Source organism: Weizmannia sp. WK01, from assembly GCF_025905465.1.
Taxonomy (GTDB): domain Bacteria; phylum Bacillota; class Bacilli; order Bacillales; family Bacillaceae_C; genus Weizmannia; species Weizmannia faecalis.
Genome location: NZ_CP109616.1, coordinates 3,579,768 through 3,604,081, shown reverse-complemented (window position 1 = coordinate 3,604,081; position 24,314 = coordinate 3,579,768). Strand labels below are relative to the sequence as shown.

The window sequence follows — 24,314 nt, the reverse complement described above, 5'->3', positions numbered from 1 at the left end:
ATCTTTTGTCCTTGCTATTATGGCAGTTCCAACCGGGTTTGTCAATTCTTATTTTGCATTTGCCAGCTTTGGGACCGCGGGTGCGCCAAGTATTGTCACCACCGCGCCCCTCTTTCCAGATGCTTTATCGGGTCTGGTTCTGGTTATTTAGGGCTTGCTGAATAAGAAAAATTCCTAGCTTTGGCAAAAATTTAAGTTTGCATTTGAAAGCTGATTCAATGTATAGAGAAGACAGAATCACGCATTTTCGGAGAGGAATTCTTCTATATTTTAAGACAAATCTTGCTGACAAATCGAGTACAAACTCAGAATCGGATTCGTTCAGCAAGCCCTAACATAGACGGGCTCTATGTGAAGGAAGGCCGTCAATTTTCCACGCTTCCTTAACATAGCCGGGTTCCATGTAAAGGAAGGCTTTCGTTTTTGCTTGCTTCCTTAACGTAGACGCATTCTATGTTAAGAAAGACCATCTTTTTTTCGTGTTTCCTTAACATAGCCGGGCTCTATGTGAAGGAAGGCCTTCAACTTTCCACGCTCCTTTAAAATCTTAACATACTGTGATCGCATTTTGATTTCCATCATTGATATTACATCTGTTAATCGCGAAACCAGCCCTGTTAAAATGCTCCCCCGCTTTTGCTTGTCTTTGATTGCAAAAAAGATTGATTACCGAATGTAACGGTAATTCTACCCGGTAAAATTTTGATGGGCAGCGCTTTTTCCGCAATCGCACTTTGCCCTAATTAAGTAAACTTTTCTCTTGACTTCAGGCTTAAAATGAATAAAATAGTTAGAGTACCGAAAGTTTACCCTCTCTAAATAATCGAAACGCTTTCTTTCTCCCGCTTGAGTGGCGGGAGTTTTCTTCAAAACTTCTGCCAAAAGAAAACCATCTGCATTTCCGGCATAGTTCCGGTATACAACGTTTACACTAACATCATGAATGGGGGATTGGAATGGAAACAATGAATACAAAAAATAGTTCTATCAGGATTGTCCCTTTTTTTGCGGTGATGATGGCTGGCGCACTGGTGGCGTTTTTAAACCAGACGCTGATTAATGTTGCCCTCCCGCAAATTATGAATCATTTACACATTTCCGCTTCTACGGCAAACTGGCTTTCTACGATTTACATGCTCACAAACGGGATTGTCATTCCGGTCACGGCGTACCTTATGAGCCGATTTACAACAAGACAGCTGTTTTTGTTTTCCATTGGGCTGTTTGCGGTGGGGACGCTGATTTGTGCAGTCGCACCAGGGTTTTCTGTGCTGCTCATTGGCCGGGTGGTCCAGGCGGCCGGAGCGGGGATTATTTTTCCGCTGGTGACAAACGTCATTTTCGTGCTATTTCCACCTGACCGGCGCGGTTTTGTAATGGGGATTTTCGGTGTCGCCATGAACTTTGCACCGGCAATCGGGCCGACGCTTTCCGGGTGGATTGTGGAAAACCACTCGTGGCGGACACTGTTTTTCATTATTTTGCCGATCGCAATCATTGACTTGATCTTCGCTTTTGTTTTTGTAAAAAATGTGACGGAAACGAGCCGGCCGAAACTTGATAAAATCGGTGTTATTTTGTCTTCGCTCGGTTTCGGCGGTATTTTATACGGATTTTCAACCGGCGGCACGAAAGGCTGGGACAGTGTGGAAGTAATGACGACGCTGGCAGTCGGGGTGATTGCTTTCGGCTTGTTTGTCTGGCGCCAGTGGGTCATAGACCATCCTATTTTGGAATTCCGCATTTTTCGTTATCCGGTGTTTACGTTAACGATGGTGATTAATATTATTGTGACGATGGCATTGTTTTCGGGTATGATTTTAATGCCGATTTATATGCAAAACGTGCGCGGTTTCTCGCCGCTTATGTCCGGGCTGATGCTTTTGCCGGGCGGGGTCATCATGGGAATTATGTCGCCGATTACAGGTCGGCTGTTTGACCGCTATGGTGCAAAATGGCTTGCTTTAATCGGGCTTGCCATTACCATTGTGACTACTGTTGCATTGACCCGTCTGAAATTGGATACCTCTTTTACTTATGTCGTCACTATTTATACGATCCGTAGTTTCGGGATTTCTATTTTGATGATGCCAATCTTTACGGCCGGGTTGAATGACCTGCCGCTTGCGATGAATAAATACGGCACTGCGATGGTGAACACCTTCAGGATGGTAGCAGGCGCTGTCGGGACGGCCTTTTTTGTCTCGGTCATGACGAATAAAGGGATTGCGCATACGAAGGATATTATGGTCTCCAGTCAAATTTCCCCTGCGGATAAAATTCATGCGGCGCTTGCTGCAAGGCAGGGAACGGTGATGGGGATCAATGATGCCTTTATGGTTGCCACCTACCTGGCTGTGATTGCCTTTATTCTTGCTTTCTTTATCCGGAAAACCATCCCGCGCGACAGCCTTCCGGAAAATACAGCCCAGCAGGTAAAACCGATAACGGAATCATAATCAAAATGCGGTGTCCTAAAGCCGGCAGTAGCTGGCGAAAGGACACCTTTTTATCTTGTCCAACGGCATGAAAGAGGCCTGCCTTTTTATTCTGGTGCAGCGGGGTGTTCAAACTAGCCCTCTCTGAAATGATTTTAAAATCTCTGCAAATGCCTGTTTGGTTTTGGTGGAAAAATATAAATAGGGCTTGCTGAACGAATCCGACGCTGAGTTTGTGCCCAATTTATCTGCAACCTCTGTCTCAAAATATAGAAGAATCCATTTGCGAAAAGGGGTGATTTGATCTTCTCCGGACGTTGAATCGGCTTTCGCGTGCAGGCATTTCCCTGGATTTGTTGTAAACCCCTTGCATTTAAATGATCGCCAAAGCTGTCAGCATCCTTTCCAAATCTAGGAATTTCGCTTATTCAGCAAGCCCTAAATACAAAAAAACCGTTGGAAATTCACCTATTCCAACGGTTTTATTCGTTTTTGGCTTTTTTAAAAGCCCTAGCAGTCGAAATATCGGCCGCTGTTTTGTTTACGTTCTTGCTTCAAAACGTTTTGCAATTTCGACAATGACCTGGACGGCTTTTTCCATTGTTTCCACTGAAACGTATTCGTATTTGCCGTGCATGTTTTCCCCGCCGGCAAAAATGTTTGGTGTCGGTAGCCCCATGTAAGACAGCTGTGATCCGTCCGTGCCGCCGCGGACAGGAGAGATAACCGGTTCAATGCCAAGGCTCTTCATGGCATCATGCGCAATATCGACAATTTCTTTCACCGGTTCAATTTTTTCTTTCATGTTGTAATATTGGTCGGCCAACTCCAGCGTAATATTTTCTTCACCGTATTTTTCTTTTAAGCGGTTGACAATCGACTGGAGGTTTGCCTTTTTTGCCTCAAATTTTTCGCGGTCGTGGTCGCGGATAATGTAATACAGTTTTGTTTGCTCGACATCTCCGTGGATGGACAGGAGATGATAAAATCCTTCATAACCTTCCGTCCGTTCCGGTACCTCATCCTCGGGCAGGAGGCTGTGCAGTTCCATCGCAATTTTTGCCGAATGGACCATTTTCCCCTTTGCACTCCCCGGGTGGATATTATTGCCGCGTACCGTAATTTTGGCGGAAGCGGCGTTAAACGTTTCGTATTCGAGTTCACCGAGCGGGCCGCCATCCATCGTATAGGCAAAATCGGCACCGAACGCTTTCACATCAAATTTATGCGGCCCTCTGCCGATCTCTTCATCCGGGGTAAAAGCGACTCTGATTTTGCCGTGTTTGATTTCAGGGTGCTTAAGCAAATAGTCCATGGCCGTCACAATCTCCGCCACGCCGGCTTTGTCATCGGCGCCGAGCAGGGTCGTGCCGTCCGTTGTAATCAAAGTTTGGCCGATATAATTTTTTAAGTTCGGGTATTCATCCGGAGACAGGACAACCCCTTGTTCTTTGTTCAAAACGATGGCTTTCCCGTCATAGTTTTCGACAATCTGCGGATTGACGTTTTTCCCTGTAAAATCTGTCGCCGTGTCGACATGTGCCAAAAATCCAATTACCGGGACTTCTTTATCGGTATTGCTTGGCAAAGTGGCAAAAAGATAGCCGTTTTCATCCAGATGGACTTCTTCCATGCCGATTGATTCCAGCTCATCGCGAAGCATGCGGAGGAGTGTCCATTGCCCGTCAGTAGAAGGACAGGTTTCACTGTCTTCGTTAGACTGGGTGTCCACTTTCACGTATGTAGTAAATCTTTTCATTAACGATTCTTTCATCATCTTCACTCCTCATTTTTAGTATGTCTATATTTTACCAAACCCAGCCCAAAAGCTTGTATTTATTCGCAATATTTTTGGTAAAAAGTGCCGAGCGCGTATTTATAATTCGGGTGCCACGGTTTGTCTTTTCCGCAATAATGGATAAATACGGTGTGTTTTTTGATCGACTCTAAATCTTGTTTTTTGATTAGCGCGGCACGTTCAAAAAACCGGGCATCATAGTTATACCGGTAGCTTTCGGCAGGTTTTATTTTGTTCCAGAACAAGGCATTGAATACGTCCTGATCGGGTAGGAGCAGTTTCAGTTTATTTTCTTCAATGAATTGAAAGATCTCCTCCACTTTAACATGCTGCCGGATCAGTTCCAAATTCATGAGAAGAACGCCGGTGTTAAAATATCCTTTTGCATTCGGTGTCCGCAGGCGCATTTTATTGATCAGGCGGGCCTTTTTTGCCGAGTGTTCATGTTCGCATGCAATAAAAAAATGCCCTTCAAAATCTGTATAATAAAATGCGGCGGCAGGGTTGATACAGACAATGTCAGGATCGAGGTAAAGAATTCTGTCAAGATGCGCCGGCAAAAACAAGTGGGCAGTAAGCCGGTAGTACATTTCTGAAGTGTAATGCCTGAGGACAGGCGCATCTTTAAACAGATCCGGCGGAATCCGGATCGGGAAAAAATGGTGTCCTTTCTCTTCAACATAGTGATGTAACTCGGAAAGCTTTTCTTCAGAAATGGTGGAATGCAGCAGGTAGATCGAAAACGCTTCTTCAGGATTGTTTTGGACAAGAGAGTTTATTAACACTTTTAGGGGAGGAAGGTAATTTTCATTTAATGTAACAAGGATATTCATGGCTTTTCCACCTTTTGGCTGTAGTTTCAACTACTTCCATGATACAGGTTTCTTTTTCCGCTAACAATCCTTTTGGGTTCCGGGTATGGGCCTTTTTCATCGTACAATCATGGCTGCTTGCTTGTGCCCTTATAGGTGAGAAAACATTGCACCCTCTGGCGTTTCCACAGAAAAAAGCCTGCCATAAAAATGGTCAGGCTCTGAGAAGCGACAGTCTTTCCCAAGGCTTTGAAAGCCAGCGCCGAGTGGCAAAGATGCCTCGGAACCATTCATCAATGCCCTGGGCAATCCAAATACCGAGCAGCCCAAGCCCGAAATGCACTCCAAGGACATAGCTTAAGCTGGCTGCAAATACCCACATGGAAAAAATGCCAATCATGACCGGGAAGCGGACATCGCCTGCTGATTTCAGCGAACTCATCAGCACGATATTCATCGCTCTCCCTGGTTCTGTAAAAACAATGGCCCAAAGAATCGGGATGCTGACGGCGAGAATGTCTTCGCTTTTCGTAAATATGTGCAAAACAGGTGAGCCGATGAGCGCAATCACCAGTGAAGTAAAGAAAGAAGCCATCATGGCAATCTTTAAAGTTTTCATCCCGCGTTTCAGAGCACGTTCATACGTTTTTGCACCGACATACCGGGCGATAAGCAGCTGGGTGCCGGATGCAATGGCGAGGGTGAACAAATAACAGATCATCGAAATATTATTTAAATAAACGCGTGCAGCCAGGGATGCTTCCCCGAGTAAGGCAATAAACCCGGTAATCACCAGTTGGGAAAACTGGTAGGAAAAATTTTCGCCGGCTGAGGGAATGCCGATTTCAAGCAATGCACGGATATCTTCTTTCTTTATGGTGATGATATCGCGAATGCCCATTTTCATTGCAAGCCTGCGGTAGACAAGGAAAAGAAGCGCCGATACCGCAAAAACGCGTGCAACAACAATGGCCCACGATACCCCGATGACGCCGGTAACCGGGAGCCCGAAAATCCCCGTAATGGCCAAAATGTTCCCAAAGATGCTAATTAAATCCATTAAAACGGTGACAAGCATCGATTCTTTTGTAAAACCGTGGCTCCTCAGTACTGCGCTTAAAGCGAGGGAGATGGACTCGAGAAAAAGGGAAGCCCCGCAAATTTTGACAAATGTCAGCGCGTATTGATAAACCTTGCCGTGAATGTCGAAAAACCCGAGAAGCAGTTGCCCGAACAGAAAAACAAAAAGCCCGACGGCAAGGCCGAACCAACAATTGAGACCGAAAGCGGAATGGGCGACCTGGCGCGCCTCTTTCATTTTCCCTGCGCCAAGATTTTGCCCGATCAGGATAATCGCGCCGACGGATGTGACATTAAAAATGAGTATAAACATATTCAACAGCTGGTTGGCCACGCCCACCCCGGCAGCCGCATCATCGGCGTAGTGGCCGAGCATAAGGGTTGCGATGATCCCGATTCCCATATGCAAAGAAAGCTCAATAAAGAGCGGCCAAGAAATTTGAAACAGGGTCTGGTCTTTGTAATATTGCTGTTGTGCTGTCAACACTTTTCCCCCTTTATCTGATACCCCAGCCTTTTAAACCGGTTATATTGCCGGGTCTGGCGGATGTTCATTCTTCAATACTATGAAACATTGTAGTCTTTATTGTCGTGCTGTCAATTGGAATCTTAAAAAAACCCGTGAATTTTTTATGGATGAGGGATATTGGCTGTGTTTGCGTATTTGTTTACATGTTTTCAAAGCTGTTTGCATGTTTACACAAACGCAAACATTTGTAAACAAAAACGCAAACATGTTTGCAAACCTGTAAGCATGGCTTTATAACAACACTTTTCAAAAGTTTACAAGCCGCAAACAAGTTTACATTTTCGTTAAAAAAGTTCAGAGTATTGATTATTTTTATAGACTCAGATATTCTTAGAGTAAGCCAAAGAAAGCGATACAGGGAGGAAAAGTGAATGGGGAAGACCCGGATTGCCGCAGTCGATGTAGGCAACGATTCTTTAAAAGGCATTTTTGGAAAAATGGAGTATGAACTCAATATCCCGAACGTCATTGCACGGGATATTGAAGACCGGCCGGTAATTGGCATTGAGGAACTGGACAGCAAAGATCCGCTTGAAGGCATCCATGTAAAAGTCCACTCCCCTGCTTTAAAGGAAAATAACGTGATTTACCGTGTCGGGGATCTCGCAACCAAAAGCGATAATGCAACCGAACTTGACCCGGGAAGCAGCAAGTCGGAAGAGGATCAGACCCTCGTCCTGCTTTTTACAAGCCTTGCGCTTGACGCAGTAAGGGAGGAAAACGCCAAAGTTTTTACCCGCAACCAGAATGTCATTGATGCCAATTACACGCTTGGGACAGGCCTGCCGCTCCGCGAAGTAAAAGAGGGAAAAGATGCGGGCTACCGCTCGCAGCTGCTTGGATCCGTCCACCAGGTGGAATTTCTTGTCACACCGAAATATCAGGGGTTGAAAGTCAATCTGAAATTTGACGAAATCAAAGTGTATCCGGAAGGCTTTGCCGCTTTTATCAATCTTGTCATGGATAACGATTTAAACATTATTAACCGCGAATTGATTGACAAACGCATTTTAATCCAGGATATCGGCGGCCTCTCAACGGATATCGCCGTGATCAAAAACAGGACAGTCGATGATGACCGGGCGCAGGGATTTAATCTCGGCGTATCAGAAGCGCTTGAACAGATCCGTGAAGAAATCCGCGTCAAATACGGGGTCGAATTGGACAGCCGCCGTGATGTGATCGATATTATCACGAAAAAGCATGACCGCAACCATATTATGGTAAAAGGCAGCCGGACAAGCGTGCACGACATTACAGACCGGATTCTGTTTGACCTTGCAAAGAAACAATACCGCCTGCTCCGGAACGTGTGGCAGAAAAACTCACAAACAGAGATTTGCTATTTTGTCGGCGGCGGTTCTGTTGTCCTGAAAGATTACTTAAAAACGCTGAACAACAGCCTTGACGGCTACAATATTGATTTCTTTGAAGATGAAAAAGAGAGCATCTGGATGATGGCCAATGCTTACTACAAATTAATTTCGGATTATGTGAGGAAAAACAATAAACCGGAAGACAAAGGAAAGAAACCGGTCGAATCCAAATAAGGTGAAAAAATATGGAAAAACAAAGCGGGATGAAGCGGGGCCAGACGATTGCGTTCCGGATCCCCCAGGATACGCCCGATCATATTTTAAAAGAACTGTCAAAGTTAAAAGAAAAAGAGAAACGGAACTTCTCCGCCAAAATAGCCGGATATGTGATACAAGGTGTTAACCAGTCGCTCGTAAAGGACAAAGAAACCATTACAATCCCGCTGCCGCGCAAACTGACAAAAGTGCAACATGACTGGCTGAAGCATGAACATTCGGAAGCGATGCTCGGCAGCATTGTTTACGAACTGATTCAGGATCCACTCCGGGCGACTTCGCTCTTTGCGGCCCTTTCGAAACAACCTGTATCTATGGATGAGACGCTTTTTTTACAGGAAGACGAATTGCCGCAAACCAGCGAAGAAGCGGACGGGAAACCGGTTCGATCCGGTGGTGAGCCGCCTGGATCGGATGATCTTGATGCATTCGACTGGAGAACTGCCGCCGCCGAACCGGCACCGCCCGAAACGGGAGCGCCGGAAAAAGAAGAAGATGCGGAAGACCTGCTCGGGGATTTTCTCGCCAGCATGAATAAATGAAGTGCGCAGGGTGAACCCCTGTGTGTCTAAAACTTGTACGAAATGTAAGGGGATGGCACAGATGGAAAATATAATCGAAGTTGCCGGTGTGAGCCTGATGCGCGACGGCAAAAAACTGCTCTCGGACATTCACTGGACGGTCAAAAAAGGGGAGCATTGGGCTGTCCTCGGCTTAAACGGTTCCGGCAAAACCACTTTGCTCAATATGATCAACGGGTATATTTGGCCGACAAAGGGGAGCATCAAGGTGCTCGGGAAAGCGTTCGGAAAAACAAGCCTGCCGGAACTGCGGAAATCAATCGGCTGGGTCAGCTCCTCCATCCAGGAAAGGATACCGCGCACCCAACTTGCACGCGATGTGGTCATCAGCGGCAAATATGCATCCATCGGGCTGTATGAAGCGGTGGATGCACAAGACGAAGAGAAAGCCCTGCGCTTGATGGAACAATTACATTGTGCTTCCCTTTTTAGCCGTGCTTATGAACATTGTTCGCAAGGAGAGCGGCAGAAGCTTTTAATTGCGCGCGCGTTAATGGCGGAACCGCGCATCTTAATTTTGGACGAGCCTTGCAACGGGCTGGATTTGTTTGCCCGGGAAATTTTGCTAGAAAGTGTGGAAGAGCTGGCGAAAGATAAGAACGGACCGACGCTTGTATATGTCACGCACCATCCGGAAGAAATTTCTCCCGCTTTCCAAAAAACATTGCTGATCAGAAACGGGGAAGTTTTCCGGCAGGGCCGGACTTCCGAGATGATTGAAAAACAAGTGCTTTCCCGCTTTTTTGAGCATGAAATTCACGTGGAGTGGCGCGGAAACCGGGCATTGTTTCAAGTTGTCTGACGATTGAAAAACAAAAAAATATAAAATAATGAATTGACAAATCCCGAGCCGTCCACTAATATTTAAATATAACAAATGAATAACTTATCCAGAGAGACTGAGGGACAGGCCCGATGACGTCCAGCAACCTTCAAATCTTTTTTTGAAAGGTGCTAATTCCTGCAGAATGGTTCATTCTGAGAGATAAGTCACTTGACCGGCAAACCTCTTTCGAATGAAAGAAGTTTTTTTTTTGCCAAAAGGAACAGAAGGAGTTTTCAACATGCTGGTATTAGAAGATATTCATAAGGTATACGGAAAAGGGAAGGACAAAAAGGTTGAAGCGTTAAAAGGCATCAACCTGCGTGTTGAAAAAGGGGAAATCTTCGGGGTGGTTGGTTACAGTGGTGCCGGGAAAAGCACACTGATTCGGTGCGTCAATCTGCTCGAGCGGCCGACTTCCGGGAAAGTGCTCGTTAACGGGGTCGACCTTGTGCGCCTGCCGCCTGCCAAGCTACGTCAAGAGCGAAAAAAAATCGGCATGATTTTCCAGCAGTTCAATCTGCTTCAGTCAAAGACGATTTTTCAAAATGTGGCCATGCCGCTTGTGCTGGAACATCGCCCGAAGGAAGAAATAAAGGCAAAAGTGGCAGAATTATTGTCTTTTGTCGGGCTGGAAGAGAGAATGCATCACTACCCTGACCAGTTGTCAGGCGGCCAGAAACAAAGGGTCGGTATTGCAAGAGCCCTTGCGACAGATCCGGACATCTTGCTTTGTGACGAGGCAACGTCTGCCCTTGACCCGAATACGACCGAAGCCGTGTTGGACCTTTTGCGGAAAGTCCGGGACGAGCTGGGCATTACGATCCTGATGATTACCCACGAAATGAATGTCATTCGTGATATTTGTGATAAAGTGGCGGTGCTGGACGGCGGAAAAATTGTGGAGCAGGGCCCTGTAATCGACCTTTTCACAGAACCGAAAACGCAAATTGCGAGAAGCTTTGTGAAAACTGTGCTGAATGATTCGATTCCGCCATCGGTGCAAAAACTGATCGATGAAAGCAGCAAAGACAACCCGCACGGCATTTACCGGATTCTGTTTAAGGGAGCTTCCACCAATATGCCGCTGTTATCCAATACAGCAAAACAATTTTCAATCGACCTGAATGTGCTTCATGGCATGATCACCGAACTTCAGGGAATCCCTTTTGGCAACCTGCTTGTCGAATTGAAAGGCGACCCGGAAGAAATGAAGCGGGCCATTCAGTACATCAACGATCACGAAGCGATCATTCGGGAGGTGGAGAAAAATGGCATTTGATTGGTCATGGTTTTGGCCGCAATTTTTCACGGCAATGGGCCAGACGCTGTATATGGTGGCTGTATCATTACTCATTTCCATCATCATCGGCATCCCGGTTGGCGTCATTCTCGTTATTACCCGGGAAAACGGCATATGGGAAAACAAATGGATTTTTAATATTTTAAATGTGATTATCAATATTTTTCGGTCGATCCCGTTTATTATTCTCGTTGTCGCGATCATTCCGTTTACGCGCTGGGTTGTCGGGACAGCGATCGGAACAACCGCAGCGATTGTGCCGCTTGTGTTGTACACTGCTTTTTACATCGGGAGGCTCATTGAAAGTTCACTGCTTGAAGTCGACAAAGGGACAATCGAACTTGCGCAGTCAATGGGGGCGACGAACTGGCAGATTATTTGGCGGTTTTTGCTTCCGGAAGCAAAGGCATCCATGGTGCTCAATTTAACGATTGCCACCATCGGGCTGATTGGGGCTTCCGCGATGGCGGGCGCGGTCGGTGCCGGCGGGATCGGGGATTTGGCGATCACGTACGGGTACAACCAGTTTCAGACAGGCGTCATGATCGTTACCGTTATCACGCTGGTCATTTTCACCCAGCTTGTCCAGACATTGGGCAACTTTCTCTCCAAAAAAATCCGGAGAAAATAATATTGGGAAAAAGGGTTACACCTTTTTTATAAAAAATTCAATTCAGGGGGACTTAGCAGCGATGAAAAAATTTGCGATTCTATTATTGGGACTGATCCTGGTTTTGGCAGGATGCGGGGCCAAAAACAATTCGAGCAGTACAAGCACAAAAACAATCAAAGTCGGGACAACCACTTCTGAAGTGCCGACATGGAATTTAATCCAGAAACTCGCGAAAAAGAAAAATATTAATATTAAGATTGTCCGCTTTGACGACTATGTTCAGCCGAACCTCGCATTAAGCGACGGGGAAATTGATATTAACGCGTTCCAGACGGTTGTTTATTTCGATGATTTTATCAAACAACGCAATCTGAAGCTTTCGGCGATCGGCACAACGAATATTTGGCCGATGGGGATCTACTCGAAAAGATATAAAAAGGTCAGCGAAGTGAAAGATGGCGACCAAGTTGTGATTCCGAAAGACCCGACAAACCTCGGCAGGGCTTTGCTTTTGCTGCAAAAAGCCGGATTGATTACGACGAAAAAAGGTTTCACAGGCAAAGGCGGGCTTGAAAATGTCGCTTCAAACCCGAAACATTTGAAAATTACTGCCGTGGATGCCGCCCAAACACCGCGCGGCCTGGATGATTCGGCACTCGCTGTGATCAATTGCGATATGGCCATTAATGCCGGCTTAAACCCGACGAATGACTCCATCTTCCGTGAAGATGCGGGCAACAAAGCGTATATCAATATTATTGCAGCCCGGACAAAAGACAAGAATGACAAAACGTTGAAAGAAATCGTAAACATTTATCATTCAAAAGAAGTCTCTGACTTTATCAAAAAGCATTATAAAGGTGCAGCCGTCCCGGTCAATAAACCGGTATCGTATTTAAAAGATTATAAGCAAACACAATGATGGCAAATAGTTTCATAGCAGCCCCCTAAAAAACAGCGGGCATAGAGACAGGCGGTTTATCCGCCCCATAGCAGAAAAAAACGGCGGGATACAGTTCGAACGGTATCCCGCCGTTTTTCTATTGGCTGGGCTTTTTGAAACACTGCTTTTTTGCTTTCCTAAAACCGGTGAAGTCTTTTATAATAAAAGAAAGGGTTTTCAATACGGACGGGTGGAAAACAAAGGGGGATCCTTTATGGCAACACTTTTGCCGGTAATGCTTGAGCGGGCCGGGATTCTTGTCATTGCTGCTTTTTTACTCTCGCGGCTGAAGACATTCCGGCAAATTATCCATCAGGAATACGGACGGAAAGAAAAAGTGGTGCTGATTATTGTTTTTGGAATTTTTGGTATCATTAGTAACTATACCGGCATCGTTATTGAGCATGGGAAAGTCTCGCATGCTTTCGGGCAGGGGCATTTATCGGTTGAAAGTGCGATTGCCAATACCCGAATCATGGGCGTCGGGATTGCAGGCCTTTTGGGCGGGCCGGTTGTCGGCATCGGCGCAGGCCTGCTTGCCAGCATCCACCGCCTCTCTCTCGGCGGCTATACGGATATTGCCTGCAGCCTGTCGACGATGATTGCCGGCATTATCATGGGCTTTATTGGCAGACGCTTTAACGTGCGCGGGAAGTATGCTGCGCTTGAAGCGGTCGCTGCTGGGGTTTTAATGGAAATGCTACAGATGGGCATCATCCTGGCAGTAGCAAAACCTTTTGAAGAAGCAGTGGCGCTCGTCCGCCTCATCGCGGTACCGATGATTTCGATTAACGGCTTTGGTACGTTTATTTTTATCTTGATTATCCAGACGATTTTACTGGAAGAAGAACGGACAAGGGCGGTGCAGACCCATAAAGCGCTGCAGATTGCACAGGAAACGCTAGCCCATTTCCGGAAAGGGCTGAACATGCAATCATGCAAAGAAGCGGCAGAAATAATTTTGAAGCATACAGCAGCTGATGCCGTCGCTATTACGGACCGGGAAAAAGTGCTGGCGCATGCAGGGGTAGCATCGGACCATCATATTCCGCTTGAGAGCATGTCGACAAAGCTGACGGAAAGGGTGCTTTTGCACGGGAAAATCATGGTCGCCAGAACGGCTAAGGAAATCCAGTGCAACCATGAAGGCTGCCCGCTCCAGGCGGCGATCGTGCTGCCGCTGTTTGTCCGCGAACAAGTTGCGGGCACGTTAAAGCTTTACTTTACATCAGCATCACAATTAAGCGCGGTCGAACAGGAACTGGCGGAAGGTTTGAGCAAGTTGTTTTCCAACCAGCTTGAACTGGCGGAGGCGGAACTGCAAAGAAAACTTTTGAAAGATGCCGAGATTAAAGCGCTCCAGGCCCAGGTTCACCCACATTTTTTCTTTAATGCGATTAACACGATTACATGCCTTGTCCGGACAGATGCGGATAAAGCAAGGGAACTGCTCGTGCAGCTCGCGGCCTTTTTCCGCAGCAACCTGCAGGGGGCGGGAAAAATGCTGATCCCCCTTGAAAAAGAACTGGAACATGTGAAAGCTTATTTGGCCATTGAACAGGCACGGTTTCCGGGGTGGTATCATGTTCATTTTGATATTGATCCGCTTTTACACACAGCGATGGTGCCGCCATTTACACTGCAGCCCTTGGTGGAAAACGCCGTCCACCATGCTTTCACACAACAATTTACGAAAAATCCGTTTATTGTTGTCCGCGCACGTGTGAAAAACGGAAAATTCATCATGGAAACGGAGGACAACGGAAAAGGCATTTCTAAAGAACAGGTGCAGTCGCTTGGCAATGTGGCTGTCGACTCGGCCGAGGGGACTGGGACAGCCTTGTGGAACATCCGGAAAAGAATTGAGGAAATCTACGGGCATAGTGCTGTATTCCGGATTGAAAACAGAAAAACCGGCGGAACCAAAGTGGCCATTTCGATACCATTAGAGGAAATATGGGGGGGAGAATATGCTGAAGGCATTTGTAGTGGATGATGAAGCCCCGGCCCGAGATGAATTGATTTACTTGCTGAAAAAAACGGGGCAGGTGGAATTGGCGGGCGAAGCCGGATCCGTAAAGGAAGCGCTTGCGAAGCTGAAAGAAACCGAGGCGGATATTGTGTTTGCCGATATGATGCTGACAAACGAGCATGGCATAGATCTCGTGAAGGAAATCAGCCGCTATCCGCAGCATCCGGCCGTTGTATTTGCGACCGCTTATGATGAATATGCCGTAAAAGCGTTTGAACTGAATGCTGCAGACTACATTTTAAAACCGTTTGAAGAAAAAAGGGTAGCACAGACAGTCGCAAAGGTGAAAAAAATGTTGGAAGGGGACCGTCCTGCTGTTCCGAAAAATCCCGGCAAACTGGCGGTCACAACAGATGAGCGCATTGTCATCATCCCGGTTGAAAAACTGTTGTACGCGGAGTCGGTTGACGGGCGGACAGTCATTGCGACAGATGATAAAAAATATACCATAACAGAATCACTGGTAAATGTAGAAAAGAAACTGCCATCTACGTCGATTGCCCGCGTCCACCGCGCTTATCTCGTCAATCTCGATGGCATTGTCGAGATCCGGCCATGGTTCCATTCCACTTATAATCTAATCATGCGGGACGGGGCGAAAATTCCGGTCAGCCGAACTTACAAGCATGTGTTAAAACAGTTTATTCGAATTTAAAATGCATTTCATCCTCTGGATTCGCTCTCTTATCCTAGGATATTTGCATTTTGCCGGAAAACAGCTTTTACAGCGTGCAAAACTTATAAAATATAAGCGATGAGAATGACAAAAAGGAGGCTTTCACCAAATGAATGCGATTACAATTGTAATCGGCTCCATCTGTATCTTAATGATTGCTTATCGTTTATATGGCACGTTTATGGCCGTAAAGGTTTTAAAGCTGAATAATGATACGCCGACGCCGGCACATGAGTTTAACGACGGGAAAGATTATGTGCCGACCAATAAATGGGTGACGTTCGGCCACCATTTTGCGGCGATTGCGGCTGCAGGCCCGCTTGTCGGACCGATTTTGGCAGCGCAGTTCGGCTATTTGCCGGGCCTCTTATGGCTTTTGATCGGCGCTGTTATCGGCGGTGCCGTCCACGATGCTGTCGTGCTCTTTGCCTCCATGCGCCGGAAAGGGAAATCGCTTTCCGAAGTGGCAAAAGAGGAAATGGGACCGGTTGCCGGGTTCTGTACAGGCCTTTCCATGCTGTTTATTATTGTAATTACAATGGCCGGTCTTTCCATGGTTGTCGTAAATGCCCTGCAAAATAACCCATGGGGCACCTTTTCCGTGGGGATCACCATTCCGGTTGCAATGGGCGTTGGCTTGTTTTACAAAAAAACCGGCAATTTGAAGTTGACGACAACGATCGGTTTCCTCCTAATCGTAGCGGGCGTTTTTGCCGGGCCGTGGATCCGGCATACTGTGATTGGCGAATGGCTTACGTTTGATCCGAAAACATTGGCCATTATTCTTCCAGCTTATGCATTTTTTGCCGCGGCGCTTCCGGTATGGCTGCTGTTGGCACCGCGTGATTATTTGAGCAGCTTTATGAAAATCGGCGTGTTTATTGCCCTCATTATTGGTGTATTTATCATTAATCCGCCGATTCATATGCCGGCGTTATCGCAATTTATCCACGGCGGCGGCCCGACAATGACAGGACCGGTTTGGCCGTTTATTTCGATCACGATTGCCTGCGGTGCGATTTCCGGCTTCCATGCCTTTATCGGCTCCGGCACAACGCCGAAAATGCTCGATAAATGGACGGATATCAAGCCGGTTGCATTTGGTGCCATGCTTGTCGAATCGCTTGTCGGCGTGATGGCACTTGTCGCTGCGACCGCCCTGCAGCCTGCCGACTATTTTGCCATCAACTCCACGCCGGAAGTCTTTAAGACGCTCGGCATGCATGTTGTCAACCTTCCGCATTTAAGCAGTGAAATCGGAATGGACCTGGCCGGCAGAACTGGGGGAGCAGTAACGCTTGCAGTCGGCATGACGTATATTTTTACAAAAATCCACTGGTTTAGCAATCTTGCACCCTATTTCTATCAATTTGTTATCTTGTTTGAGGCCGTGTTTATTTTGACGGCGATCGATTCGGGGACACGGGTGGCACGCTACCTGCTGCAGGACTTTTTAGGAGAATTGTATAAACCACTCAAAAAGACCGACTGGCTGCCAGGATCGATTCTCACAAGTGCTGCGGCTTGCTTTATGTGGGGCTATTTGCTCTACTCCGGCGATATCGGTTCCGTCTGGGCGTTGTTTGGCGTATCGAACCAGCTGATGGCCTCGATTGGGCTGATTGTCGGGGCAACTGTCATTTTGAAAATTGCCGATAAAAAGCGGTATATGTTCACTTGCCTGATTCCGCTTGCGTATTTGTATGTTACGGTGAACTATGCCGGTTATTGGATGGTAAAAAATGTTTACTTGAACCATGCCGCAGCGGGATACAATGTACTGAACGGCATTTTGTCGATCATTATGCTCATTCTCGGGATCGTCATTATGATCTCCGCTTTAAAGAACTGGTACGACCTGCTGAGAACGCCTGCCATGCCGGATTTGGAGGTATCGGCAAGGAAAGCTTGATGCCATTTTAAAGGGAAAACTTTGCATGCACCAGCTAGTAATGGAGCCCTTTTTCTACATGCATTCTTGTATAATCTGGCAAATTTGCTCAGCGCAAGGAAGAATATTAGAAAAAAGCGGCGAGACACGATTTTCCGTGGTCTCTCCGCTTTTAATGTATACAGCCCTTTGCTGCAGTCTATTTTACAAGGGGGCTAAGGTTGCATCTGCTATTGATTCGGAAAGTGCTTCACTCAAAAAATTTTAAAAATTTTATAAAGCCTCTGGTCTTTTCTTCATAAAGTTGTTATAATAGATCGAAAATAATAATTTCACGTATTGGAAAGGGATGCTATCGGTTTGAATCAGGTTATCGAATTCGTTAAAGCAGATGTGAAAAAAGAAAAACCGGCTGTTGAATCATTGGGGTTTGGCAAACATTTTACGGACTATATGTTTGTCATGGACTATAATGAGGAAGAAGGCTGGCACCAACCAAGAATAACACCGTATGCACCGCTTGTATTGGAACCGGCGGCAATGGTATTCCATTACAGCCAGTCTGTATTCGAAGGATTAAAAGCCTATCGCGCAAAGGACGGCAGGGTTCTGTTGTTCAGGCCTGAAAAAAATGTTGCCCGGATGAATGTGTCTTGCGCGAGATTAAGCATCCCGCAAATAGACGAGACCATTGTGCTTGATGCCATTAAGCAGCTTGTTGAACTTGAAAAAGACTGGATTCCGGACGGGGAAGGGACATCGCTTTACATTCGCCCGTTCATTATTGCGACAGAGCCTAGCCTTGGCGTACATCCGGCACATGAATATAAATTTATGATCATCCTTTCTCCTGTTGGTTCGTATTACGGCGACCAGCTGAAACCTGTCCGCATTTATGTGGAAGATGAATATGTCCGAGCTGTCCCAGGGGGCGTCGGATTTACAAAAACAGGCGGCAATTATGCAGCAAGCTTGAAAGCACAGGAAAAAGCAGAGGAGTTGGGCTACGACCAGGTGCTTTGGCTGGACGGTGTTGAAAGAAAATATATTGAAGAAGTCGGCAGCATGAACATCTTCTTTAAAATCAACGGAGAAGTCGTCACCCCGAAACTGAACGGCAGTATTCTCGGTGGTGTCACAAGAGACTCCGTTATCGAGTTGCTGAAATACTGGAACGTCCCTGTAAAGGAAACGAAAATTTCCATAGACGAAATTTATAATGCTTATAAAAATGGACAGCTGGAAGAAGTGTTCGGCACAGGAACGGCAGCTGTAATTTCTCCTGTTGGCGAACTCGGCTGGAAGGATGTTGCGATGCAGCTTCCACATGCTGAAGCGCCGGATTCGATTGCAAACCGGCTTTATGATGCTTTAACCGGCATCCAGCTCGGAAAAACGGAAGACCCGCTCAATTGGACGGTCGAAATAAAATAATGATGATCGTAAAGATGGCGCATTTAGCCAGCTTTTCATCGGAAATGGAATTCTTATATCAAATACAAGGGCATCACGCCCATTTATTTTCAGCGCAATGAAACGTCCATGCCGCAAGTTTAAGCTGTATGGACTTTACATTAAGAAAGCGGAGGAAATGGGGTCACTTTCTTGACCTAGAGCGCGTCTACGTTGAGGAAGCGGTGGGAAATGAGGTTCTTCCTTAACCTAGAGGCCGTCTACGTTAAGAAAGCGAATGAAACCGAAGTTCTTCCTTAACATAAATATAGACCGTTTGAAAATTCGTTTGTTCAGCATAAGCGGGTGACCTCGAAATTCGCTGCGTTAAAGGAAATGATTTAAGAAGCCGGCCCTGAAAAATGGCCCGGCTATTTTATTGACCGGCAAACTGTGGTTAAATAATTGCAGGTGAATCGATAGGGAGAAATGAGCATGTATCAGAATGAAGCCCAGCAGGTCATGAGGGTTTGCTTATTAGCCGGAAAAATCATGCTGATGAGCGGCGCGGAAACGTACCGTGTGGAAGATACGATGTCGAGAATTGCTGCGGCTGCCGGGATCAGTGGGTCACACAGCTTTGTCACCCCGACTGCCATTATTTTTTCACTGGACGGGGCGGAGCTGACAAAGCTGATCCGCATCTCCGAACGTTCAACGGATTTGAGAAAAGTCGACCAGGTCAACAGCATCTCGCGGCAAATCAGCAACCGGGGCATTACCCTTAAGGAAGCGTATGGACAGTTGAAAAAAATTGAAACGGAAGAGGAAGCTTACCCTCTCTGGCTACAATTTGTGGCTGCGGCGATTTCAAGTGGCTGTTTTGTCATCATTTTTTTAGGCGGCTGGATTGACTTTCTGCCCGCATGTATTGCAGGCGGCCTTGGCTTCCTCAGCACGCATTACATTCACCGGTTCGTAAAGGTGCGTTTCTTTGCTGAATTTGTCGCTTCGCTTGTGATCGGGATTACAGCTTACATCCTTGTCCATGCAGGCATCGGCCGGGAACTGGATAAAATCATTATCGGTTCTGTCATGCCGCTTGTTCCGGGGCTGGCGATTACCAACGCACTGCGCGATCTGATGGCGGGACATCTTTTTTCCGGTGTCACAAAAGGCGCAGAAGCTTTTTTAACCTCATTTGCCATCGGTTCCGGGATCGCGATTATACTCACGATTTTTTAAAAGGCCGCCTGCTTTTTAAGGCCCCTGCGTTTTTTACACATCAAAGATTACAGTTTTTTAAAAGGGTGACGGAAGTTGTTCCAACAGCTATTAACCAGCTTTTTTGCTTCGGCGGGATTTGGCATTCTTTTCAATGCACCGAGAAAATTGTTGATCCAGTGCGGGATTACCGGCATGATCGGGTGGGGTATTTATTTTCTATTTTACATGTATGAGCAGAACGTCGTGTATGGCACGTTTATTGCAGCTTTTTTCGTCGGGGTGATCAGCCAGGTGTTTGCCCGTTTTTATAAGACGCCGATCTTGATTTTTACGGTCGGCGGGATTATTCCGCTTGTGCCAGGCGGCCTTGCGTATGACGCCATGCGGCACTTTGTCCAAAACGATTATAACGGCGCCGTATCGCTTGCCGCTAAAGTGCTGCTTCTATCTATTGCAATTGCGATCGGGCTGGTGGCTTCGGAAGTGGCGAACCAGTTTATCAAAAAACTACCGGATAGACGGCCAAAAAGAATGAAGTAGCCTTAAGCCGGGTTTGCCTGACAGCCCGGCTAACGCTTGTTATTCTGCTCGTTTTTCTGCGAACGATGTCGAATATTGACGGTAAGAGTATTAGGGATATCCCGTATATTTGCAAAATCGGCGGCAGGCAGCATGATTTCCCGATTGCAGCCAGTTTTTTTGCGAGATAAAATTAGAAAACAGTATCTTTAAAAAGATAACTTTAAAACGTTTAGATAACGTTTTAAAAATTTAGTGAGAGCACTTCAAGAAATCCACACTACAGATAACTCTTTACTTTGAGGAAAACTTTTAAAAAAAGCTATCTGCAAACAGCCCCTTCAAATATTAATCAAAACGCTTGGCAAATTCCCAAAATCCTGAAGAGTTCCAGAAGTTGATCAACAGGGGAATCTTGTTAGTGAAAAGGTATATAATGACCAGCATGCCGTACACCTTAGCGCGTCAGGTATTAATAAGGCAGCATTTAAATGGGCTTGTATTTTTTTCAGTTATATAGCATGTATTTCGGTAGCGCTTGCCGCTGGTGCAGCTTGCTGGTATTTAATCCAAACAGCAGTTGAAAATATGGAAGCAAAGTGCTTTTTTAAATAGTTTAGTTAAGTACTCAACTTTCGCACCTAGAAAATCATAATAAATTCAGTGCTGGCTAATGTCTATTACGTCTCAGATACAGCACTTGACAGTAAAATTAATATATGAAAAAACACCTCTACTTTTGTATAGTTGATTTATCGACAATCACTACCAAATAGAAGAGGTGTCTCCTACTATGATAGCGAAAAACAGCCTGAATAATCAACTACCAAATGAAATAAAATCAACATTTAAAGAGTTGAATGTGTTGAAACACTTGCGAATCGCTGGTATTACGAAGTCCTTTGGTTTTTCTTGTGCCTACATTTTTCAATTGATTTTTTGTATGATCTTTGAAAACAAAAACTGGTTCAGGATGTTGGAAAGTAAGAAAGCTACAGACATTCCAGCCAAAGATACCGTTTATCGGTTTCTCAACCAATCAACGTTCAACTGGCGTCGTTTCCTCCTTTCACTGGTTGCCTCAGTGATTGGAAAAGTTTCGAAATTGACACGTCATGACCGTCCGAAAGTATTGATTTTAGATGATTCATCTTATGACCGGAACTGAAGCAAACACGTTGAGCTCCTGGCTCGCTGCTTTGATCATGCATCTCAAAAAATGCGTTTTTACAAAGGATTCCGCATGTTGACATTAGGATGGTCTGATGGCGCAACATTCTTACCCGTTGACTTCTCATTATTGAGTTCGAAAAAGAGCCAGATCAACGGCATATCCGAAAATATCGATAAACGCAGCTCCGGTTATAAGCGCCGAAAAGAAGCATTACAAACGGCACCAGAACAGATTCCCGGCATGATTGCCCGGGCGATGAATTCTGGTATCGATGCTTCCTATGTTCTAATGGATTCGTGGTTCACCCAACAACCTCTCATCAAGGAGATTACAGAACAAGGTCTTGACGTAATTGGTATGGTCAAAAAATTAAAACAACGCTATTTTGTCGATGGTAAGCGTGTTAGCCTAGATGAATTGTATCGTCTAGCTAAACCGACTAGTGGAAAGAAAGGAATCTTGCGTTCCATCCATACAACGCAGGCCAATGGCGTGCCAATTAAAGTTGTCTTTGTTCGCAACCGCAACAAGAAAAGCGACTGGTTGGCGATTTTGAGTACAGACTGTACACTGAGTGACCAGGAAATCATCCGTATTTACGGGATGCGTTGGGATATTGAGGTTTTCTTCAAAACAACAAAGTCCCTATTAAAACTACAAAAGGAATTCCAGAGTCGTTCATATGACGCGCTTATCAGCCACACGACCATTGTGTTTGCAAGGTATATTGTCTTGTCATGGCAAAACCGTTGCAGTGTAGATGACAGAACATTAGGTGGCATGTTTTATGAATTATGTGATGAAATAGATGACCTTGATTGGGCTGTTGCATTGCAGCAGTTAGTCGAGATTCTTGAAGATACTCTGGATAAAAGTAATAAGAAAATTCAACAACTGATCAAAAGTCAACTACAACAATGGATTGCGGGTCTGCCGAATTATATCAAGGTATACCTACCTGTTTCAGTCTGCGAAAGTTGAGTGATTGAAATCAAGTGTTTTTTGCGTTAAAGTAACCATATAAAGAATCCTTTCTGTTTGGTTTTTGTTTTGGTTACTTTAACTTTAACAGAAATGGATTCTTTTTTCATTTTTTTAATGAATTACAATAAAGCCGAAAAGACTTGGTAATCCATAAGTTATAATAAGTTTCTGAATTTATGTGAATAATTCAGGTTAAAGTTTCCTTTTTTATGTTTATCCTTGGGCTTATTCTTTTTATAATTGCTATTACCCTATTTTTAACAGGCCAAGATATAAAATATTATACTCGTTTTCACCATTGGGGTTGGTTTGCTTGGGGTATTAGCTTCTTAGCAAGTATTGTTTCTTTTATTAGAAAAGAGCCTGGAAAGTTAAAAATGATTCCTTATATTGGCGCTCTTATTTTCGGAGTTATTATAGTAATATGTCTTCTGTACTGGAGCTTTCATTTTGTATAGAATTTGTGGAGGGAACCAGCATTGTCCTTCACAATGGCGATGAGGATACCGCCATGCAACCTGTCTTTCACAATAGGGGCGAAGGACACAGAGAAGAATCCCGCTGCGGAAAATATCTTTCACTACGGGAATGAAGGACACACGGAAAAGCTCCGCCAAGCCAAATGTCCTTATAACGGGGATGAAGGACAAAAGGAGAATCGCCGGCGCCCCAAATGTCCTTCATAACGGGGATGAAAGACAAAAAGAGAATCCCCGTCTCCCGAAATGTCTTTCACAACAGAGATAAAGAAAAAAGGGATAGCCCGCCGCGCAATTTGTCTTCCATAACAGAAAAAGAACAAAGCGGGAGCCATCCCTATACTTTTGTAAACCTGTCTTCAACCCTCTTATACAAACAAAATCACGACAAAATAAACGGCCATGGCGGCGAGACCGATTGGGAGGCCGAACCGGGCCCATTCCCGGCTTGTGATGCGGAGTTTTCCGGCGGAGATTATATTCGGGATATTGCCGGGTACAAGCATGCCTCCGCTGATCAGCAGTCCGAGCAAAATGGCCTGTACCGTTTTGTCCGCCATTTTCGGGCTGATTTCTGCTGCTGCCAGTGTCGCATTGTCCAGCACGGCTGAAATCATATTGATCCAGTACAAAATAAACGGGCTCAAATCGAGCAGGAAGCGGTTAATGAGCGGTTCAAACCCAGCGCCGAGCAAGGTCAGCCCCATCACAAACAAGTAAATTTTCACTGTCCGTCCCGCAATTTCCACATAAGACTCTCGTGTATGCGCCGTTTTCAGCCCGATCGCCGACTGTTCGGGTTTGATCACAATGGCAGCCAGAATGCCGAAAATCACAACTGCGGAAATGACTTCCGGCCCGATCAGGCGGAGCAAATAGAAAAAGTCCTCCCCCAGCTTGCTGATCGCAAGGGTGGAGAGCGGTTCGCCGATCGGCGTCAGTGCGGCGCCGAGCCCGATGGAAAAGCAGGAGTAGACGACGAGCTGTGTTTCCGATTTCCGGTCAAGCCGCAGCACGCTGACAATCACGACTAAAATTAAAGCGGCAATAATAGCCGTGATGACACTCGAAAGCAACCCGAGAAGGATTACCGTCAAGGCAGCCAGAAGCGGAAACGGTATCCCCCGGTTAATGGCGGAAATCACTTTTTCAAGCGGCCGCTCCAGCCAGCGGAACAACAGGCCGGCTACAAATACGGCAATGGTGATGTTAACCGGATCTTCCAAAGCCTTTCTCAACAGAGGCTTGTCCAGGACACCTCCGGCAATGGCCGCAGCCCATCCCATGATAAACAAAAATATTTCCAAATTGCGCTCGACAAACGGCACAAAAAAAGGCAATAACAAGACGAGCGCCAGGATGATGATCAAAGCAGAAATCATCGGCCCAACCCTTTCTGTAAAAAAACTTATATAAAATGAACTTAAG

General features: G+C 45.8%; 17 protein-coding genes, 1 pseudogene and 1 riboswitch. Of the genes and pseudogenes, 14 read left to right on the top strand and 4 right to left on the bottom strand.

What is annotated here, in order from left to right; translation table 11 throughout:
- The first annotated feature begins 956 nt into the window (after positions 1-956).
- On the top strand, positions 957-2,459 hold the full coding sequence (locus tag OF158_RS17115; RefSeq protein WP_014096667.1) for a DHA2 family efflux MFS transporter permease subunit: 1,503 nt from the start codon (positions 957-959) through the stop codon (positions 2,457-2,459).
- Positions 2,460-2,979: 520 nt separating this feature from the next.
- Here OF158_RS17115 and pepT read toward each other — a convergent pair.
- From pepT to OF158_RS17100, 3 genes are all read right to left on the bottom strand, one after another.
- On the bottom strand, positions 2,980-4,212 hold the full coding sequence (pepT, locus tag OF158_RS17110) for a peptidase T (RefSeq protein ID WP_035183142.1): 1,233 nt from the start codon (positions 4,210-4,212) through the stop codon (positions 2,980-2,982).
- Between the two features lie 62 nt (positions 4,213-4,274).
- Positions 4,275-5,069: a glycosyltransferase family 8 protein gene (locus tag OF158_RS17105; protein ID WP_035183143.1), complete on the bottom strand. Its 795-nt coding sequence runs from the start codon at positions 5,067-5,069 to the stop codon at positions 4,275-4,277.
- A 193-nt stretch (positions 5,070-5,262) separates the two neighbouring features.
- Positions 5,263-6,612, bottom strand: coding sequence for an MATE family efflux transporter (locus OF158_RS17100; protein WP_035183145.1), 1,350 nt, complete (start codon positions 6,610-6,612; stop codon positions 5,263-5,265).
- Between the two features lie 416 nt (positions 6,613-7,028).
- On the opposite strand from OF158_RS17100, the gene OF158_RS17095 reads away from it, so the two are divergent.
- The 13 genes and pseudogenes from OF158_RS17095 (at position 7,029) to OF158_RS17035 (ending at position 22,404) form a co-directional block, all read left to right on the top strand.
- On the top strand, positions 7,029-8,207 hold the full coding sequence (locus tag OF158_RS17095) for a ParM/StbA family protein (RefSeq protein WP_035183146.1): 1,179 nt from the start codon (positions 7,029-7,031) through the stop codon (positions 8,205-8,207).
- 11 nt (positions 8,208-8,218) lie between these two features.
- A complete protein-coding gene (locus tag OF158_RS17090) occupies positions 8,219-8,791 on the top strand; it encodes a hypothetical protein (protein WP_014096674.1) in 573 nt (190 codons plus the stop codon).
- Between the two features lie 61 nt (positions 8,792-8,852).
- Entirely contained in the window at positions 8,853-9,632 is a 780-nt protein-coding gene (locus OF158_RS17085) for an ABC transporter ATP-binding protein (RefSeq protein ID WP_035183148.1), read from the top strand.
- A gap of 81 nt (positions 9,633-9,713) precedes the next feature.
- A riboswitch (SAM riboswitch) is annotated at positions 9,714-9,822 on the top strand.
- A 72-nt stretch (positions 9,823-9,894) separates the two neighbouring features.
- Positions 9,895-10,935, top strand: coding sequence for a methionine ABC transporter ATP-binding protein (locus tag OF158_RS17080; RefSeq protein WP_014096676.1), 1,041 nt, complete (start codon positions 9,895-9,897; stop codon positions 10,933-10,935).
- Complete coding sequence (locus OF158_RS17075; protein ID WP_014096677.1) at positions 10,925-11,587, top strand: methionine ABC transporter permease; 663 nt, start codon at positions 10,925-10,927, stop codon at positions 11,585-11,587. Before OF158_RS17080 ends, OF158_RS17075 begins: the two co-directional genes overlap by 11 nt.
- 61 nt (positions 11,588-11,648) lie before the next feature.
- Positions 11,649-12,491, top strand: a complete 843-nt coding sequence (locus OF158_RS17070; RefSeq protein ID WP_014096678.1) for a MetQ/NlpA family ABC transporter substrate-binding protein — start codon at positions 11,649-11,651, stop codon at positions 12,489-12,491.
- Positions 12,492-12,726: 235 nt separating this feature from the next.
- Positions 12,727-14,508, top strand: coding sequence for a sensor histidine kinase (locus OF158_RS17065; protein ID WP_035183149.1), 1,782 nt, complete (start codon positions 12,727-12,729; stop codon positions 14,506-14,508).
- Complete coding sequence (locus tag OF158_RS17060; protein WP_035183151.1) at positions 14,483-15,199, top strand: LytR/AlgR family response regulator transcription factor; 717 nt, start codon at positions 14,483-14,485, stop codon at positions 15,197-15,199. Before OF158_RS17065 ends, OF158_RS17060 begins: the two co-directional genes overlap by 26 nt.
- A gap of 130 nt (positions 15,200-15,329) precedes the next feature.
- Positions 15,330-17,132, top strand: coding sequence for a carbon starvation protein CstA (gene cstA / locus OF158_RS17055; protein ID WP_035183153.1), 1,803 nt, complete (start codon positions 15,330-15,332; stop codon positions 17,130-17,132).
- Between the two features lie 339 nt (positions 17,133-17,471).
- Positions 17,472-18,545 carry a branched-chain amino acid aminotransferase gene (locus OF158_RS17050; protein WP_014096682.1) on the top strand — a complete coding sequence of 358 codons (1,074 nt, stop codon included), beginning with the start codon at positions 17,472-17,474 and terminating at the stop codon, positions 18,543-18,545.
- A gap of 453 nt (positions 18,546-18,998) precedes the next feature.
- Entirely contained in the window at positions 18,999-19,748 is a 750-nt protein-coding gene (locus OF158_RS17045) for a threonine/serine exporter family protein (RefSeq protein WP_014096683.1), read from the top strand.
- 75 nt (positions 19,749-19,823) lie between these two features.
- A complete protein-coding gene (locus OF158_RS17040) occupies positions 19,824-20,270 on the top strand; it encodes a threonine/serine exporter family protein (protein WP_014096684.1) in 447 nt (148 codons plus the stop codon).
- A 772-nt stretch (positions 20,271-21,042) separates the two neighbouring features.
- Positions 21,043-22,404, top strand: a pseudogene (locus tag OF158_RS17035) (transposase).
- Positions 22,405-23,254: 850 nt separating this feature from the next.
- Here OF158_RS17035 and OF158_RS17030 read toward each other — a convergent pair.
- Positions 23,255-24,268: a DUF1646 family protein gene (locus OF158_RS17030; protein WP_035183159.1), complete on the bottom strand. Its 1,014-nt coding sequence runs from the start codon at positions 24,266-24,268 to the stop codon at positions 23,255-23,257.
- Positions 24,269-24,314 lie beyond the last annotated feature (46 nt).

Excerpts from the sequence above, each read along its gene's own strand:
- OF158_RS17115 (WP_014096667.1), top strand. The coding sequence starts at position 957 with ATGGAAACAATGAATACAAAAAATAGTTCTATCAGGATTGTCCCTTTT.
- pepT (WP_035183142.1), bottom strand. The coding sequence starts at position 4,212 with ATGAAAGAATCGTTAATGAAAAGATTTACTACATACGTGAAAGTGGAC.
- OF158_RS17105 (WP_035183143.1), bottom strand. The coding sequence starts at position 5,069 with ATGAATATCCTTGTTACATTAAATGAAAATTACCTTCCTCCCCTAAAA.
- OF158_RS17095 (WP_035183146.1), top strand. The coding sequence starts at position 7,029 with ATGGGGAAGACCCGGATTGCCGCAGTCGATGTAGGCAACGATTCTTTA.
- OF158_RS17090 (WP_014096674.1), top strand. The coding sequence starts at position 8,219 with ATGGAAAAACAAAGCGGGATGAAGCGGGGCCAGACGATTGCGTTCCGG.
- OF158_RS17085 (WP_035183148.1), top strand. The coding sequence starts at position 8,853 with ATGGAAAATATAATCGAAGTTGCCGGTGTGAGCCTGATGCGCGACGGC.
- OF158_RS17080 (WP_014096676.1), top strand. The coding sequence starts at position 9,895 with ATGCTGGTATTAGAAGATATTCATAAGGTATACGGAAAAGGGAAGGAC.
- OF158_RS17075 (WP_014096677.1), top strand. The coding sequence starts at position 10,925 with ATGGCATTTGATTGGTCATGGTTTTGGCCGCAATTTTTCACGGCAATG.
- OF158_RS17070 (WP_014096678.1), top strand. The coding sequence starts at position 11,649 with ATGAAAAAATTTGCGATTCTATTATTGGGACTGATCCTGGTTTTGGCA.
- OF158_RS17065 (WP_035183149.1), top strand. The coding sequence starts at position 12,727 with ATGGCAACACTTTTGCCGGTAATGCTTGAGCGGGCCGGGATTCTTGTC.
- OF158_RS17060 (WP_035183151.1), top strand. The coding sequence starts at position 14,483 with ATGCTGAAGGCATTTGTAGTGGATGATGAAGCCCCGGCCCGAGATGAA.
- cstA (WP_035183153.1), top strand. The coding sequence starts at position 15,330 with ATGAATGCGATTACAATTGTAATCGGCTCCATCTGTATCTTAATGATT.
- OF158_RS17045 (WP_014096683.1), top strand. The coding sequence starts at position 18,999 with ATGTATCAGAATGAAGCCCAGCAGGTCATGAGGGTTTGCTTATTAGCC.
- OF158_RS17030 (WP_035183159.1), bottom strand. The coding sequence starts at position 24,268 with ATGATTTCTGCTTTGATCATCATCCTGGCGCTCGTCTTGTTATTGCCT.